The sequence below is a fragment of the Amaricoccus macauensis genome, from assembly GCF_014201905.1.
GTDB classification, from domain to species: Bacteria; Pseudomonadota; Alphaproteobacteria; order Rhodobacterales; family Rhodobacteraceae; genus Amaricoccus; species Amaricoccus macauensis.
Map to the genome: position 1 here is coordinate 50,362 of NZ_JACHFM010000001.1, position 13,623 is coordinate 63,984.

At 69.3% G+C, this 13,623-nt stretch carries 18 protein-coding genes; 6 read left to right on the forward strand and 12 right to left on the reverse strand.

Annotated elements, in window-relative coordinates; all coding sequences use genetic code 11:
* Nucleotides 1-66: 66 nt before the first annotated feature.
* The 4 genes from HNP73_RS00265 to HNP73_RS00280 are packed head-to-tail and all read right to left on the reverse strand — an operon-like array spanning nucleotide 67 to nucleotide 2,308.
* Nucleotides 67-504, reverse strand: a complete 438-nt coding sequence (locus tag HNP73_RS00265) for a hypothetical protein (RefSeq protein WP_083548835.1) — start codon at nucleotides 502-504, stop codon at nucleotides 67-69.
* The gene (locus HNP73_RS00270) at nucleotides 504-1,445 is read right to left on the reverse strand and encodes a phage tail tube protein (RefSeq protein WP_083548834.1); all 942 of its coding nucleotides are present in this window, start codon (nucleotides 1,443-1,445) and stop codon (nucleotides 504-506) included. The genes HNP73_RS00265 and HNP73_RS00270 overlap by 1 nt, the downstream gene beginning before the upstream one ends.
* A gap of 24 nt (nucleotides 1,446-1,469) precedes the next feature.
* Nucleotides 1,470-1,886 carry an acyl-CoA transferase gene (locus HNP73_RS00275; protein ID WP_083548833.1) on the reverse strand — a complete coding sequence of 139 codons (417 nt, stop codon included), beginning with the start codon at nucleotides 1,884-1,886 and terminating at the stop codon, nucleotides 1,470-1,472.
* A complete protein-coding gene (locus HNP73_RS00280; protein ID WP_062563550.1) occupies nucleotides 1,883-2,308 on the reverse strand; it encodes a MerR family transcriptional regulator in 426 nt (141 codons plus the stop codon). The genes HNP73_RS00275 and HNP73_RS00280 overlap by 4 nt, the downstream gene beginning before the upstream one ends.
* 76 nt (nucleotides 2,309-2,384) lie before the next feature.
* On the opposite strand from HNP73_RS00280, the gene HNP73_RS00285 reads away from it, so the two are divergent.
* The 4 genes from HNP73_RS00285 to merA are packed head-to-tail and all read left to right on the forward strand — an operon-like array spanning nucleotide 2,385 to nucleotide 4,765.
* Nucleotides 2,385-2,774: a mercuric transporter MerT family protein gene (locus HNP73_RS00285; protein WP_062563549.1), complete on the forward strand. Its 390-nt coding sequence runs from the start codon at nucleotides 2,385-2,387 to the stop codon at nucleotides 2,772-2,774.
* A gap of 18 nt (nucleotides 2,775-2,792) precedes the next feature.
* Nucleotides 2,793-3,098, forward strand: coding sequence for a heavy-metal-associated domain-containing protein (locus HNP73_RS00290; protein ID WP_062563548.1), 306 nt, complete (start codon nucleotides 2,793-2,795; stop codon nucleotides 3,096-3,098).
* Between the two features lie 4 nt (nucleotides 3,099-3,102).
* Complete coding sequence (gene merF, locus HNP73_RS00295) at nucleotides 3,103-3,336, forward strand: mercury resistance system transport protein MerF (protein ID WP_123644184.1); 234 nt, start codon at nucleotides 3,103-3,105, stop codon at nucleotides 3,334-3,336.
* Between the two features lie 4 nt (nucleotides 3,337-3,340).
* Complete coding sequence (gene merA / locus HNP73_RS00300) at nucleotides 3,341-4,765, forward strand: mercury(II) reductase (RefSeq protein WP_228189482.1); 1,425 nt, start codon at nucleotides 3,341-3,343, stop codon at nucleotides 4,763-4,765.
* Between the two features lie 50 nt (nucleotides 4,766-4,815).
* Here the strand turns inward: merA and HNP73_RS00305 are convergent, their stop codons facing one another.
* The 8 genes from HNP73_RS00305 to HNP73_RS00340 all read right to left on the reverse strand — a co-directional run bounded on the left by HNP73_RS00305 (nucleotide 4,816) and on the right by HNP73_RS00340 (nucleotide 12,550).
* Complete coding sequence (locus HNP73_RS00305; protein WP_062563545.1) at nucleotides 4,816-5,445, reverse strand: DUF6441 family protein; 630 nt, start codon at nucleotides 5,443-5,445, stop codon at nucleotides 4,816-4,818.
* Complete coding sequence (locus HNP73_RS00310) at nucleotides 5,442-5,753, reverse strand: head-tail joining protein (RefSeq protein ID WP_062563544.1); 312 nt, start codon at nucleotides 5,751-5,753, stop codon at nucleotides 5,442-5,444. The genes HNP73_RS00305 and HNP73_RS00310 overlap by 4 nt, the downstream gene beginning before the upstream one ends.
* Nucleotides 5,753-6,088, reverse strand: a complete 336-nt coding sequence (locus tag HNP73_RS00315) for a DUF2190 family protein (RefSeq protein ID WP_062563543.1) — start codon at nucleotides 6,086-6,088, stop codon at nucleotides 5,753-5,755. Before HNP73_RS00315 ends, HNP73_RS00310 begins: the two co-directional genes overlap by 1 nt.
* Nucleotides 6,089-6,162: 74 nt before the next feature.
* Nucleotides 6,163-8,217 carry a prohead protease/major capsid protein fusion protein gene (locus HNP73_RS00320; RefSeq protein ID WP_062563542.1) on the reverse strand — a complete coding sequence of 685 codons (2,055 nt, stop codon included), beginning with the start codon at nucleotides 8,215-8,217 and terminating at the stop codon, nucleotides 6,163-6,165.
* A 5-nt stretch (nucleotides 8,218-8,222) separates the two neighbouring features.
* Nucleotides 8,223-9,791 carry a phage portal protein gene (locus tag HNP73_RS00325; protein ID WP_123644170.1) on the reverse strand — a complete coding sequence of 523 codons (1,569 nt, stop codon included), beginning with the start codon at nucleotides 9,789-9,791 and terminating at the stop codon, nucleotides 8,223-8,225.
* Nucleotides 9,791-10,000 (reverse strand): phage head-tail joining protein, encoded by a 210-nt coding sequence (locus HNP73_RS00330; RefSeq protein WP_177208251.1) that lies wholly within the window; start codon nucleotides 9,998-10,000, stop codon nucleotides 9,791-9,793. Before HNP73_RS00330 ends, HNP73_RS00325 begins: the two co-directional genes overlap by 1 nt.
* A 2-nt stretch (nucleotides 10,001-10,002) precedes the next feature.
* Nucleotides 10,003-12,006 carry a phage terminase large subunit family protein gene (locus HNP73_RS00335; RefSeq protein WP_184145985.1) on the reverse strand — a complete coding sequence of 668 codons (2,004 nt, stop codon included), beginning with the start codon at nucleotides 12,004-12,006 and terminating at the stop codon, nucleotides 10,003-10,005.
* Nucleotides 11,954-12,550: a hypothetical protein gene (locus tag HNP73_RS00340; RefSeq protein WP_028720223.1), complete on the reverse strand. Its 597-nt coding sequence runs from the start codon at nucleotides 12,548-12,550 to the stop codon at nucleotides 11,954-11,956. Before HNP73_RS00340 ends, HNP73_RS00335 begins: the two co-directional genes overlap by 53 nt.
* Nucleotides 12,551-12,661: 111 nt before the next feature.
* On the opposite strand from HNP73_RS00340, the gene HNP73_RS00345 reads away from it, so the two are divergent.
* Together HNP73_RS00345 and HNP73_RS00350 are read left to right on the forward strand one after the other, a co-directional pair.
* Nucleotides 12,662-12,934 carry a hypothetical protein gene (locus HNP73_RS00345; protein WP_028720222.1) on the forward strand — a complete coding sequence of 91 codons (273 nt, stop codon included), beginning with the start codon at nucleotides 12,662-12,664 and terminating at the stop codon, nucleotides 12,932-12,934.
* A 95-nt stretch (nucleotides 12,935-13,029) separates the two neighbouring features.
* Entirely contained in the window at nucleotides 13,030-13,602 is a 573-nt protein-coding gene (locus HNP73_RS00350) for a DUF3489 domain-containing protein (protein WP_028720221.1), read from the forward strand.
* Nucleotides 13,603-13,623 lie beyond the last annotated feature (21 nt).

Sequence of the window (13,623 nt, forward strand, 5' to 3'; positions counted from 1 at the left end):
GCAACTGACCGCCGAGGCGGCCGACGAGATCCCAGACCTGCCAGCCCTCATGGGTAAGCGGCCGGTTCAGGCGCGTCGGGCAGTCTTCGCACGCTTGCGCGCAGGCTTCGCAGTAGCGCTCGCCCCCGCCGAAGGACCACTCGGCGAGAGCGCGGAGGCGTTTTTTTCCTGTTCCAGCAGCAGGCCTTTGGACACGTAGGTCAATTGGAAGGCCTCGAAGATCGGCCAGACGTCGAGCAGCGCGTCGATGGCCTCGGGGGTGGGATCGATCGGGTTGCCGTCGGCATCGCCGATGCCCTCCCAGCCGAGCACAGCCCGTCGCGCCAGCGCCTTGGCGAAGGCGACGGCGCGCTCCTCGTCGGAAGCCTCCTCGGGCACCGCCTCGACGGCGGGGTCGCTGCGCGTCGCGACCATCAGGGCGGTCGTCAGCGGGCGCAGTTGCACCCGGACGCCGGGGGCGAGGTCATGCCAGCGCGGCGCGTTGGTCAGGTCGAGCGTCAGCATCAATACGTCTCCACGTCATTCACGAGGGTGGCGGTGCACATCCGGCCGACGACGCTGTCGCGCGCGGCCTGCCAGTCGAATGTCGCCTGGACGCCCTGCGGCCCGGAAATCTCGATCCGTGGACGCGGCAGGTAGACGGCGTGCACGGTGAAGGAGAAGCTTTCGCCTGAAGGCAGGACGTAGGCGAATTCCATCTCGCAGGCCTCGCCGTTGATCGCCTGCGTCACCAGCGTCTGGTCGGCGAAGCGCACCTCGATCCGGCCCGTCAGCGCGGCAATGGATGGATCCGCGCCATCGATGCGGCCGTCCGAGCGGATGGTCTCGATCCGGTCGAGGTTGTTGGCGTAGGTGATCTCGGCCGAGACCACATTGCCGAGGGCGGTGCCGTTCCGGGTGATCGCCCCGTTGAAATGGCCGAAGCGCTTCAACTCCAGTGCGGCGGGCGTTCCGGCACTGGTCGTGGTGCCGACCGTCTCGCCCTGCGCCACCAGCCGCGCGGTCGCGGTGAGCAGGCCCGAGCGCTGCATCTGCCAGGTGATCTGGTCGAGCACGCAGCCCGAGTACATCGCATAGCGGGGCACCTCGGGCATGCCGGTCTCGATCGACATCGAGGGCAACGTCCAGGACCCCGACTGAAATTCGTGGCTGTACGGGGCCTCCGCGCCCGTGGTCGTGGGCGCGCCGAAGGCTGCCTTCAGCCAGAAGCCGAACGCCTCGGCGTCCAGCGGCACGACGACGTCGCCGTCGGCCGTCACGGCGTCCTTGATCGGCGCTAGCGGATCGCGGCCGTAGCCGAGAAGCTCCGAATTCAGCAGCGGCTGCTCCGCGCCGAGCGACGTGCTGGCGAAGGGCATGCGGGTGAAGCCGCTGACGGGCGGCGTTCCATAGGTCGTCTCGAACGCAAGCGCCATCAGCGCTCGCGCCCCTTGGGCTCGTGCCATGTTCGTCTCCTGTGGTCGGTTGGGTCAGGCCAGCGGGTCGGCCGTGGAATAGTGCAGCACGACCGGGATAACGGCGGCCTTCAGACTCGCCGCGCCCTCGACCGGCAGATCGACCGGGCGCGGGGCTTCGGCCTCGACCCAGTCGCAGAACCCGCCCAGCGTCCGGTCGGCGGCGAGCGCTGCGCCGATGCTGGCGGTCAGCGTGTCAAAGGCGGCGTCGCGATCGGCACCCTGAACGACCGCCTCGATCTCGGCTCGGTGCTGGTAGTGATAGCGCAGCGGCGACAGCGTGACTTCGGGCGCACCTGGTTCGCCATCGCGCAGGATCATCAGGCCCTCGACCGGCATGCGCTCGGGCAGCACGTCCCCGCGCAGAGCGGTGGCGGGCAGCGCCGAGAGCCGCGCGTGCAGCGCGACGAGGATGGTTTCGCGAGGTGTCATGGGTCGGCCGAGTTGGAAATCGCGTCGAGCACCGGACAATCGGGGACTTCGGCGCCCGAACACCTGGATGCAGTTGTAGCGAGGACGGATTCGATACGCCGAAGATCCGCGATCCTCGCGCGGACATCGGCAAGGTGCCGCTCCGTCCGTTCCTTGACCTCGGCGCAGGTCGGCGCGGCGCCGTCGCCGAGCCCCATCAGCCCGCGGATGTCCTCCATCGAGAACCCGAGTTCGCGGGCGCGCAGGATGAAGCGGAGGCGTGTGGCGTGTGCGGCGGAATAGACCCGGTAGCCGGCGTCCGTGCGGGGCGGGTCGGGCAGCAGGCCGGTCTTCTCGTAATAGCGGATCGTCTCGATGTTGCAGCCGGTCGCCCGGGCCAGGTCGCCGCGTGTGAAGCCGCTCTCGCGCTCGTGATCGGTCATGGGCAAGTTTCCTCTTGAGCCTGTAGTTGCTACAGACCCTACACCCATCGTCAATCACAGACGAGAGGTGCGCGACATGGCGCTGACAGACGACAGAACGGACAGCACGGGCGCGGATCGCCCCGCCCGAAAGGGCTGGCTCGCGGCGGGCGGTGTGGTGGGCGCCTTTCTCGCCTCGGCCTGCTGCATCGGGCCGCTGGTGCTTCTGACTCTCGGCATCTCGGGCGCCTGGATCGGCAACCTGACGGCTCTGGAGCCTTACAAGCCGATCTTCGCCGTGATCGCGCTCGGCTTCATCGCGGCGGGTTTCTGGCAGGTCTATTTCCGCAAGCCAACCGTCTGCGAACCCGGTTCCTACTGCGCAAGGCCAGCATCGGCGCGCATCACCAAGTCGGCTCTCTGGGCCTCCCTGATCCTCGTTCTCGCAGCCCTCACCATCGACTGGTGGGCCCCGCTTCTCTACTGACCCCGAAAGGACATCCACATGAAGAAGATCCTTGCACTCGCCTTGTTCGGCCTGACCGCCGTTGTGCCGATCACCGCCATCCCTGTTGCCGCGCAGACCGTCGCCGCCGAGCAGACCGTCACCTTCGCGGTGGACAACATGACCTGCGCGCTCTGCCCAGTCACCGTGAAGCGTGCGATGGAGGGCGTCGCGGGCGTGCGCGCCGTCGAGATCGACTTCGATGCCCGCACCGCCACGGTGATCTTCGACACCGCCGCGACGAGCGCCGACGCCATCGCGACCGCGTCGGCCAATGCAGGCTACCCGGCGCGTGTCGCGGGCTGACGAGATGACCGAGCAGTCCGACCGCAAGCTGATCGCGACAGGGATCGTCGGCACCGTCATCGCGGCGCTCTGCTGCTTCACTCCGGTGCTGGTGGTGCTTCTGGGTGCCGTGGGCCTGTCGGCCTGGCTGGGTTGGCTCGACTACGTTCTGCTGCCCGCGCTCGCCTTTTTCGTCGCGCTGACCGTGTACGCGGTCTGGAGACGGCAGCGGCGCCAGACCACTCGAACGGATGGATGACTTGATGAAAGACGATTGCTGCGCGCCCAAGGGCGATTTCGACCTTGCCGTGATCGGCGCCGGATCGGCCGGGTTCTCGGCCGCGATCACCGCCGCCGAGGGAGGCAAGCGCGTCGCGCTGATCGGCCATGGCACCATCGGCGGGACCTGCGTGAACGTGGGCTGTGTGCCCTCCAAGACGATGATCCGGGCCGCGGAAGCCCTGCACGGTGCGCAGACAGCACATCGGTTCCCGGGCCTGAACAGCGAGGCGCAGGTCGCCGACTGGTCGGCGCTGATTGCGGCCAAGGACGATCTTGTCGCGACACTGCGCCAGAAGAAGTACGCCGATCTGCTGCCGGGCTACGGCGGTGTGACCTATCTCGACGAGGGTCCGGCGCGTCTCGTCCTCGGCGGGGTCGAGGTCGGCGGGCGCAGGATCACGGCTCCCAAGGTGATCGTCGCGACCGGTGGCCGACCCGCCGTGCCCGACATCCCTGGGATCCAGGACGCACCAACGCTCGACAGCACGTCGCTGCTGGAGCTGGACCGGTTGCCCGAAAGCCTGATCTTCCTCGGCGGCGGCTACATCGGCGTGGAGCTGGCGCAGATGATGGCGCGGATGGGCACCCGCGTCACCATTGTCTGCCGCTCGCGCCTGCTGCCGCGCACAGAGCCGGAGGTGTCCCGGGCGCTGACGGAGACGCTGCGCGCCGAGGGCGTCGCGGTTGTCGATGGCGCGACCTACGACGCCGCACGGCGCGACGGGGCCCGTGCGGTCCTGACGGTGACGGTGGACGGCGCAGACCGCGATCTGACGGCCGACCGCCTCGTCCTGACGACGGGACGCGCAGCCAACACCGAGGGGCTGGGCCTCGCGGAGATGGGCGTCGAGACCGACGCGCGTGGCGCGATCCGGGTGGGCGACGACATGCAGACCACGAAGGCCGGCATCTTCGCGGCGGGCGATGTGACCGACCGCGACCAGTTCGTCTACATGGCCGCCTATGGCGCCAAGCTCGCGTCCCGCAACGCCGTTCTGGGCGGGGCGGAGCGCTACGACAACGCCGCGATGCCGTGGGTGGTGTTCACCGATCCGCAGGTCGCCGGCGTCGGGCTGACCGAGGCGCAGGCGCGCGCCGCGGGTCATGACGTCAAGACCAGTGTGCTGACGCTCGACAACGTGCCCCGCGCGCTCGCCGCCCGCGACACGCGCGGCCTGATCAAGCTCGTCGCGGACCGGGCGACCGACCGCCTCCTGGGCGGCGTGATCATGGCGCCGGAGGGAGCCGACAGTGTCCAGACGCTCGCCATGGCGCTCAAGTTCGGCATGACGACAAAGGCGCTCGGCGAGACGATCTTCCCCTATCTGACCACGGTAGAGGGGCTGAAGCTCGCCGCGCAGACCTTCGACAAGGATGTCGCGAAGCTGTCGTGCTGCGCGGGGTAACCCGAGCCGTCGGTTTCGTGGCTGCCGAGCAAGATTGCGCATCGATGCGATCACAACCTACCCCCCACCCAGTTCGCCACGATCAGCCCCGGCACGCTGTCCAACGCCCGGTCTGCATCCCGCGCCAGATCCAGCCGCTTCGGCAGCTTGACCTGCGGCACCAGCAGGAAGATCGGCGCAGTGACCTTTCCGCGCCCGGTCTTCGACCGCGACACCACCGCCTGGCCTTTCGTGTTCAGCCGCCCCTCGGCGACCAGCAGGCTGGGGCCCGTCCGGCGATAGACGAAACGCAGGCGGAGGCCGCGTCGCCGCTCCCATTCACCGGGGGTGATCCGGCCGCCGCGCAGGGATTTGCCCGCCGCGGGCAGCGGGATCGCCAGCCAGAACCCGTTCTTCGATCGGATCAGCGGCCCGGTGTCATGCGCACCGACGATTACCGGCGCCTTCGACCAGACCAGCGCCGCAGCCTCAAGGCTCTCGCCCGACCTCGGGAAGTTCTGGCTCCGGATCGAGTTGGCGAGCCGTGTACCAAGCCCCGCGCCGGTGATCTGCAACCGCCACGCCGTCTTCAGCCCAGTCCCGGCCTCGCGAATGGCGGCGGTGACGGCCCGTTCACCCGCCGCGACCTCGGCCGCCATCATCGCGACGATGTCGGGATCGATGTCGAGCTTCAGTTTCACGCGGGCCTCAGGTCGACGGTCCAGACCAGCCGCTCGCGGTCGCGGACCGGCTCGCCCTGTATGAGGAAGGCGTCGCCGTCGATCTCGATGCGGTCGCCGGGACGCGGGTTCGCCACCTCGGCCACGCGCAGGTCGATCCGGGTGGTTTCGGACCAGAGCCGCGCGTCGCCGAAGTCGGTGACCGCGTCGGCGCGACGGGCGACGGCACGCACCAGCACGGGTGTACCGCCGTCGGCGATGTAGACCGCGTCCCGGCCGATGTTCGGATCGGCGAAGAGCGCGCCGATGGCGGCGGCGAAGGCCGACATCAGAACGTCGCGTTCAGGCGCACCCGGCCGATGGTGTCGCCGGCGCCGCTCGCCACCGCCTCGACGGCCGCGCCGATGAGGGTGTTGTCGGTCGCGACGGTCGTGGTGCGCTTGTTGGTGTCGTCCCAATAGACCTTGGCGCCGACGGTCCAGGCCTGCGAGCCGACCTTGGTGATGTCGAACACGCCGACGAGCGCGGTCTCGACGGGCTCGCCAATGGCGGCGGCACCCGCGGCGATGCCGAAGATGGAGCCGACGAGCAGGCCATCGCCGGAGGCGACGGCATAGGGCGCGGTCAGGGTGATGGTGTTGCCGGGCTGGACGTAGGTTTTCATGATGGGGATCCTCGTGGAAAGACGAAGGGCGGCCCGTCAGGACCGCCCGTGTGTCAGGGTTCAGGAAGCGCGCCTTACGCGCCCGGGTTCTTGTAGAGGCCGCGCCAGTCGATGGCCTTGGCTCCGAAGTCGAGGCGGCACTTGATCTCGACCCCGTCGACGTCGAAGCCGTTGCGCGTCTCGATATAGGCGCCCTGCTGGCCCTCGAGATAGGCGTACTCGATGGTGTCGATCTGGTTCGGGCTGGCCGCCAGATACCAGGCGGTCTCGCTGGCGGCGTCGAGCCGGGGCTCGCTGATCGGCGCCAGCGTCCTGATCGACTGCGGCACCACGCTGGACGTCGCGGCGGGCACGAGGTTCTGGGCCACCAGCTGTTCGGCTTTCAGTTCCAGTGAGGCCGGCACGATCAGGAAGGCAGGCCGGACGTTCAGCACCGTCTTCTTGTCGAGGCCGGTCTGCTTGGCCATCGCCGCGCGCGCCGCTCCGACGCTGCTGACATCGAGCGCCGCGCCGGTGCCTGCCAGGTTCTTGTGGGTGGTGTGGAAGAGCGCATTGCCGTCGGCCATCGCCGGGTTGGCGGTGATGATGCCCCAGACCACGTCCGACTCCAGCTGGGCGATGGAGTTGCCGTACATCGCCGGGATGCGGGTGAAGGCGTCGAGATCGTCGTTGATCAGCGTCTGACGGGTGATGGCGACCACCCGGCCATAGGTCTTGACCTTGTAGCTCTCCTTGCTCTCGCCCAGCGTGCCGCGCTTGAACTCGCCGCTTTCGCCGACCTCGAGCAGCTGCGGGGCTTCGCCGAGCTGGACGCGATGCATCGCCTTGAAGTCGGTCGCCAGCACCTGGCGACAGAACAGCATGAAGGTGCGGGGATAGGCCTCGTAGGCCTGCCGCAGCGTCTTGTTGGTGACGGCCGACAGGATCTCGGGGAAGTCCGAGGTCGAGTGCAGCGCGCGCGTCGCCACCTCGTCACGCGACAGGCCGCGCGTGTTGACCCCGGCATTGCCGAGGCTTTCGCGGGCGAGCTCCAGCAGCGTCATGCCGCGATACTGGCGCGCGGCGTCCTCGAGCTGGAACAGCGTTGGGCTGTAGCGGTGCAGCAGTGCGTTCGCCACCGCGTCACGGCGGGTGATGCACTCGTCTCGGCCGCCGAGCGGGACGGAGACATGGGGGAAGTTCCGGGTCTCGTCGGATTTCGCGGCGACCTGGTCGAGGATCAGTCGGCGGGACTCGTCGATGCTGACGCCGCGCTTGACCAGATCCTCGGCGAAGCCGCGCTCGAGGTTCAGCCGCCCGGCCAGATCGTAAATGGTGGAGACGCGGTCGCGCTCGGCCTCGCGGGCGCGGGTGGCGACCACTTCGGTATCGGGCGCGGGAGTTACCTGCGTCTTCTGGCTGCGCGTCTCGCTGGCCGCGACCTTCGGGTCGGGCGCAGCCGGTTTCGGCTCGGTCATGGGGGTGTCCTCGGTTTCGACCGGCGCGGTCGGCTGGGTGTTGGCGGGGGTTGCGGCGTCGCTCGCCGGGGTCTGGGTCGTGTCCGTCATCGGGATCGGTCCTTTCGTGGTGGAAGGGGCGTCCCGGCGGTGGAGGACGCAGTCGTGAAGGGGGTGCTGGGCGCGGAAGCCCGCTGCTGGGTCGGCTCCGACCGCGACGGCGGAGACCTCGAAGGGCGTCCAGTCCACCGCGCGCCAGAGCTCGCGGGCGCCATCAGGCTTCGAGATATCAAACCGGTGGACCTGGTAGCCGATGGAGACGGCGCGGATGTGCCCCGCCTGGATGTCGCGCCAGATCGGCTCGACATCGGCACGCTCGCTGATCCGGACCAAGGCGATGCCGCGACCGTTCTCGATCCGGGCCGAGCCCGGCACGACCGAGCCGATCACCGCGTCGAGCGTGTCGAGCTCGTGCACCTTCAGGAACGGCGCGCCCGCGTTCAGCCGGTCGAGCCGGACATGGGCCGGGTCGAGGCTGAGTTCCTCGTCATAAGGCTCGCCGAAGAAGGTGGCACGGCGGACGCGAGCCCCGGCCGACCAGACCACCTCGACGGTGCGGTTGTCGGCATCGGCCGTGTTCGGCGCAAGCTCCGCCGACCGGCGCATGGCCGGCAGTTCGATCATCGTGTCCATGAAGGTCAGTCCTGTTGGTCGGCCTGCGCCGGGTCTGTATCCGCGTCGGCGGTCGGGTCGTCGGCGTCTGGTTCGTCGGCGGCCGGATCGTTCGCCGGATCGCTGGCCCCGTCTTTGGATTGTGCGCTGCCGGTCTTGGTGACGCGGCGAGGGTCGCTGTCGAGGACCAACCCCAGCGCGTCGAGCTTGGCGTTGGTCGCCGCGATCTCGGCCAGCACGGCGTCGGGGTTGCGGCCCTGCCGGGCGATCACCTCGGCCAGCGTCATGGTGCCCGAGCGGATGGACAGCAGGTTCGCCATCGCGTCCTTCTGCGGATCGACCGCCTCGAACTTCGGCGGCGACCATTCCACAGGCACGATCGGCGACGGGATCTGCCCCGCCGCCCATGCGGCTTCCGTGAACCACCGCCACACCGGGGCGCAGAACATCGGGATGAACAGCTGCCATTGGACGGCGTCGATCTGGCGGCGGAACTCCACGAGACCCGCCCGGATCGAGGAGTAGTTCACTTGGGACAGGTCCCCCGTCAGCAGCTCGTAGGGCACGCGGAAGCCTGCCGAGATCGTGTGCAGGCTCGCGCGCTTGTATTCGCCGTAGCCGCCCGTCGCCGAGGGCTGGTTGAAGCGGATGTCCTTGCCGCCGCGGGCATAGGCGATCAGCCCCGGCTCGAACTGTTCCACCCGGTTGCCGTCGGCATCGACCACGGAGGGCGCGATGCCCTGTTGCGCCTCGTCGTCGCCGAAGACGATGGCGGTGACGCAGGCCTCGGTCTTCTTGCGAACCAGTTCGGCCACTTCATAGTCGTCGAGATCACGCAACGACCGGATCACCGGCGCGCCCCAGGGGACGCCGCGCGCTTGCGTGCGCTGCTTCTCGTAGACATGGGCGATCTCGGTCGCGGGGACCGGGCGGCTCTGCAACCCGTTCTGCAAGGCCCCGTAGGCGTCGCCCGGATGCTCGGCATGCAGCCAGTAAGCCCGGCGCTTCCCGACCGGGTCGAACTCGATCCCCTGCACGAGGCGCCCTGCGCCGAGGGCTCCGGACTTGGTGGCGTCGAGGAAGTCGGCTTCCAGCACCTGCAATTGCAGCGGCACCGGCAGGCCGTCGCTCGCGCGCCGCAGGCGGCGGCGCACCAGAACCTCGCCCGCCTCGACCATCTCCCGGCAGATCAGCGTCTGCAGGCCATAGAAGTCAAGCTGGCCATCGGCGTCGCAGTCCGCCGTCCAGCGTTCGAAGAGCGCATCGACCTTCCGGTCCAGCTTGTCGTCGCCGCTAGCGGCGCGGGGCATGATGCCCGCGCCGATGATGTTGTTGACCAGCACCGCCACGGCCTTGGCCGCATGCGGGTTGTTGCGCACCAGATCGCGCATGCGGTCGCGCAGCAGCGCCCCGGCGACGCCGATTTCGGTGTCGGCCGAGGATCCCGGCGCGCGCCAGCCGTCCGTCCGTCGCCCGCGCGCCGCGCCGTCATAGCCACGCGTCAGCGTCTCGAATGCCTGACGCGCCATCACGCGCCGAGCCGCCATGCGCGGCGCCACCGTGGCGATGGCGTGGTCGAACCAGGTCGCCGACATCAGCGATCCCCGCGCGAGAAGCCAGCGAGCCCCGCCACGGGCAGCGGGCGGCTGAAGCCCGCGATGGCGCGCTCGATGGTCCGGATGCGGGCGAGCAGATCCTCGGCCGAGCCGTAATCCACCGACTTGCCGTCATAGCTGACGCGCGTCGTGCCGCTGGCATAGGCCCGGCGCAGCGCCGAAAGCTCGGTTTCCGTCCAGTCGATCATGTTCAGAACCATCCCTCCCGCCGCCCGAGCCAGTCGGAGCGGCGCTTGCCCTGCGGGGCCTGTCCCGGCCGGTTGATCTGCCCGGCGGGATCGGTGTCGGTGGGGGCGGCCCCGAGCTGATCCTCGAGGTCGCGCCATTTCTCGTCGGGCCAGCGGTCCGCGCCCGCGATCCAGGCGGCTGCGCGGGCGTAGACCCGGCAATCCAGCGCCTCGTTGCGCTCGCGCAGCTTCTGCCATTCCAGCCGGGCGAAGCCGCGCTTGGTGCGCACCGTCACCAGCTGCTCGGCCACGAACTGCTTCAGCCATTCGTTCTCGACCCAGTGCGGCAGGTGCACCGAGCCGGGCGGGAACGCCGCCCCGTCGGCCATCTCCTCCTCGGTCGGGCGTGCCAGCCGCAGGAAGCGGTAGGTTTCGGCCTTGAAGGTCGAGACCGCCACGGTCCAGAGCCGCGCCCCGCGCCGCAGGCGTTTGCCGCCCTCGGTCGCGTCGACAAAGGTCGGCCCCGACACCGGGCTCGAGCGGTTGAACCCCTCGACGCCCTTGACCGGCGACACCTGCGCGAAGCCTTGCGCCCGCGACCAGGAATAGACCGCCGGGGCCTCGTAGCCGGTGTCGATGGCGAGCCGCGCGATCCTGAGATGCGCGCGGCGTTCATGCGGCCAGGACCTGTCCAGCAGCGCGGTCAGCTCCGACCAGGCGTCGTGCCGGTCGGGCCCGCCCTCGATGACGACGTGATCGACGAGCCAGCTTTCCAAGCCGCGACCCCAGGCCCAGACATCGACCTCGATCCGGTCCTTCTGCACGTCGGCTCCGGCTGTCAGGAACAACCCGCCTGCTGGCACCGTGCCGGATTTCCAGCGTTCGCGCCGGTCGTAGAGCCGCTGCCAGTCGGGCGCTTCCCCGGTCTCGACCCATGTCTCGCCGAGGATCGTGTTGCGGAACGCCTTGATCGCCTCGTCCGACCCTTGGGCTGCTTCCCATGACCGCACGATCCGCTCCCAGCTCAGCCAGCCGATCGGCGAATAGAGCGCCGAAAGGTGATACCCGACCGTGGTCGGATCGGCGGCCGTGGCGGTCGCCCGCCATTCGCCGCCCTCCAGCATCGCCGTCTTGTGGTGTTCCGCGATTGCCGCGTCGCAGCCCTCGCAGTGATACTCGGCCGTCTCCGGGCGGCCCTTTTGCCAGCGCAGCCGGTCGAACTTCAGCCATTGTGCGTGGCCGCATTGTGGGCACGGCACGAAGAACCGACGCTGGTCGCTGGCCTCGTACTCGCGCTCGATGCGCGACAGCCCCCGGATCGTGGGCGTCGAGACCAGCAGCACCTTGCGCCGGTGGGCGAAGGTCAGGGAGCGCGCCTCGGCGAGCGTGACCGGATCGCCTTCCTCGTCGGCCGAGGCGGGATAGGCGTCGACCTCGTCGAGGAAGATGTAGCGCGCCGGGGTGGACCGAAGCCCGACCGCCGAGTTCGCGCCCGTCATGATCAGGATGCCGCCCGCGAACTCCTTCGAGAGCATCGTGTTGCCCGCATCGCGGGATCGCGCGGGCTTCACCCGCTCCCGCAGCTCTGGGCTTTCATCGATCAGCGGGTCGATGCGCTGGCGCGAGTTGCGCTTGGCCAGTTCCACGGTCGGCTGGACCGCCAGCATCGGACCCGGCGCCTGGTGGATCGCGAACCCGATCCAGTTGTTGCCCGCCTCGGTCGCGCCGACCTGCGCCGCCTTCATGAACACGATCCGCTGCGTGGGATCCCCCGGCGACAGCCGGTCCATGATCTCGCGCATGTAGGGCGTGCGCACGGTGCGATACCGCCCCGGTTCGGCTGAAGCCCGCCCCGAGAGCAGCCGGTGCCGGTCCGCCCATTCCGAAACGGTCAGGTCCGGGTCGGGCCGCAACCCGTTGCCCCAGGCGCGGAGGATCTCGCCCGCGCCGTCGAAGTCGATCAGGCCATCATCGTCACCGGAAGTCGGGCCGGACCTCGGCGAGTTCGTCGAGGTGGGCGCGTACATGTTTCTCCAGGACCTTCTGCATCGCGGCTGGCTCCACGGTGATCTGCTGGCCGGTCACGTCGGCGCACGAGGCTGACAGTTCGGCCGCCATCAGCGCCGCCGCGCGTGCAGGCCAGTTCACCCACGCGTCCCGTTCCTCCCGCGCCAGCCGGAACACCAGCGCCAGCGCGCGGGCCCGCTCGATCAACTCCCCCTTCAGCTTCTGGAGCCGGATGCGCCGCTCCTGCGCTTTCAGCACCTCGTTCGCGGTCTTCGCCTGCAGGAAGGTCGTGCCGCCGCCGACGGCCGGGACTGCCAGCCCCTGTTCACGCAGCGTGTCGCCAACAGCGGCCACGGCCGCCTCGGGGACGGGCTTCAGCTTCGGCGTGGGCGGCTTGCGGGTCTTGGACGGGTCGGTCGTCTCGGCACGTCTGGCGTCGCTGGCGGCCGCGTTGATGCTGCCGTCGGGATAGAGGACCAGCCGCTCGGCGGCCTTGGCCTTCTGGATCGCGCCCCGCGACAGCCCGACATGCGCGGCGTACTGGCGCTCGCTCATGCCCTGCATCGACGGCTCCGATTATCTATCGAAATCATGTTCTTATCGAGTTGATAAGCAGCGCGACCGGAGCGAACGTCCGTTCAGAAGGACGATGCAACTCACCAAGGAGCCATCACGATGACCACGCGCCTGAACCCGATCACCACCCCGCGCCACGAACTCCGCGCCGAGAAGGCGCGCCGGAATAAGGAAGCCGCGCTCGCGGCCTTCATCGGCAAGAAGGCCGAGATCGACGAGATGCTCGCCCGGCTGCAGACGCTGAGCGACGACCACTTCAACGCCCACCCCGACGAGATCAACTGGGGCCATGTCGGCACCCTCGAACACTACGCCAGCCTCCTGAAGCGCATCACCGACAGCGCCTTCGGCGAGGGCGAGCACGCCCGCTGATCTCCGGCACTGCCGGAACTCCCGCCGCGCGCCCTGCGCGGCTCGGGGTCGTAGGAGGCGCCGCATGACGCGGGCCCGAATACGGAGACGATCCCATGACCAAGCTTTCTGACACCCAAGCCATCATCCTCAGCGCCGCCGCACAGCGCGAGGACCGCATCGCACTGCCGCTGCCCGAGAGCCTGCGCGGCGGCGCCGCTGCCAAGGTGGTCGGCGCGATGCTCGCGAAGAACTTCCTGCAGGAGGTCGACGCCGACACGCGCAAGGGCGAGCTTATGTGGCGCGAGACCGGAGACGGCCACGGCGTCACGCTGGTTGCCACCGACGCGGGCCTTGCCGCCATCGGGATCGAGACCGAGGACGCGAACCCCGCGCCTGCGGGCGCGACGGACGCGCCTACCGAGGAGGCCGCGCCGGACACCCCCACCGTAGCCGAAACCGCGCCCAAGACGCGCACACCGCGCGAGGGCACCAAGCAGGCCACGCTGATCGCCATGCTGCGCGCACCGGACGGCGCGACCATCGAGGAGATCATGGCCGCGACGGGCTGGCAGTCGCACACGGTGCGCGGCGCGATGGCGGGGGCGCTGAAGAAGAAGCTCGGGCTCGAGGTGACCTCGGAGAAGGTCGAGGATCGGGGGCGCGTGTACAAACTCCCCGCCGCCTGACGCGCCGGACCCCGACAAGCT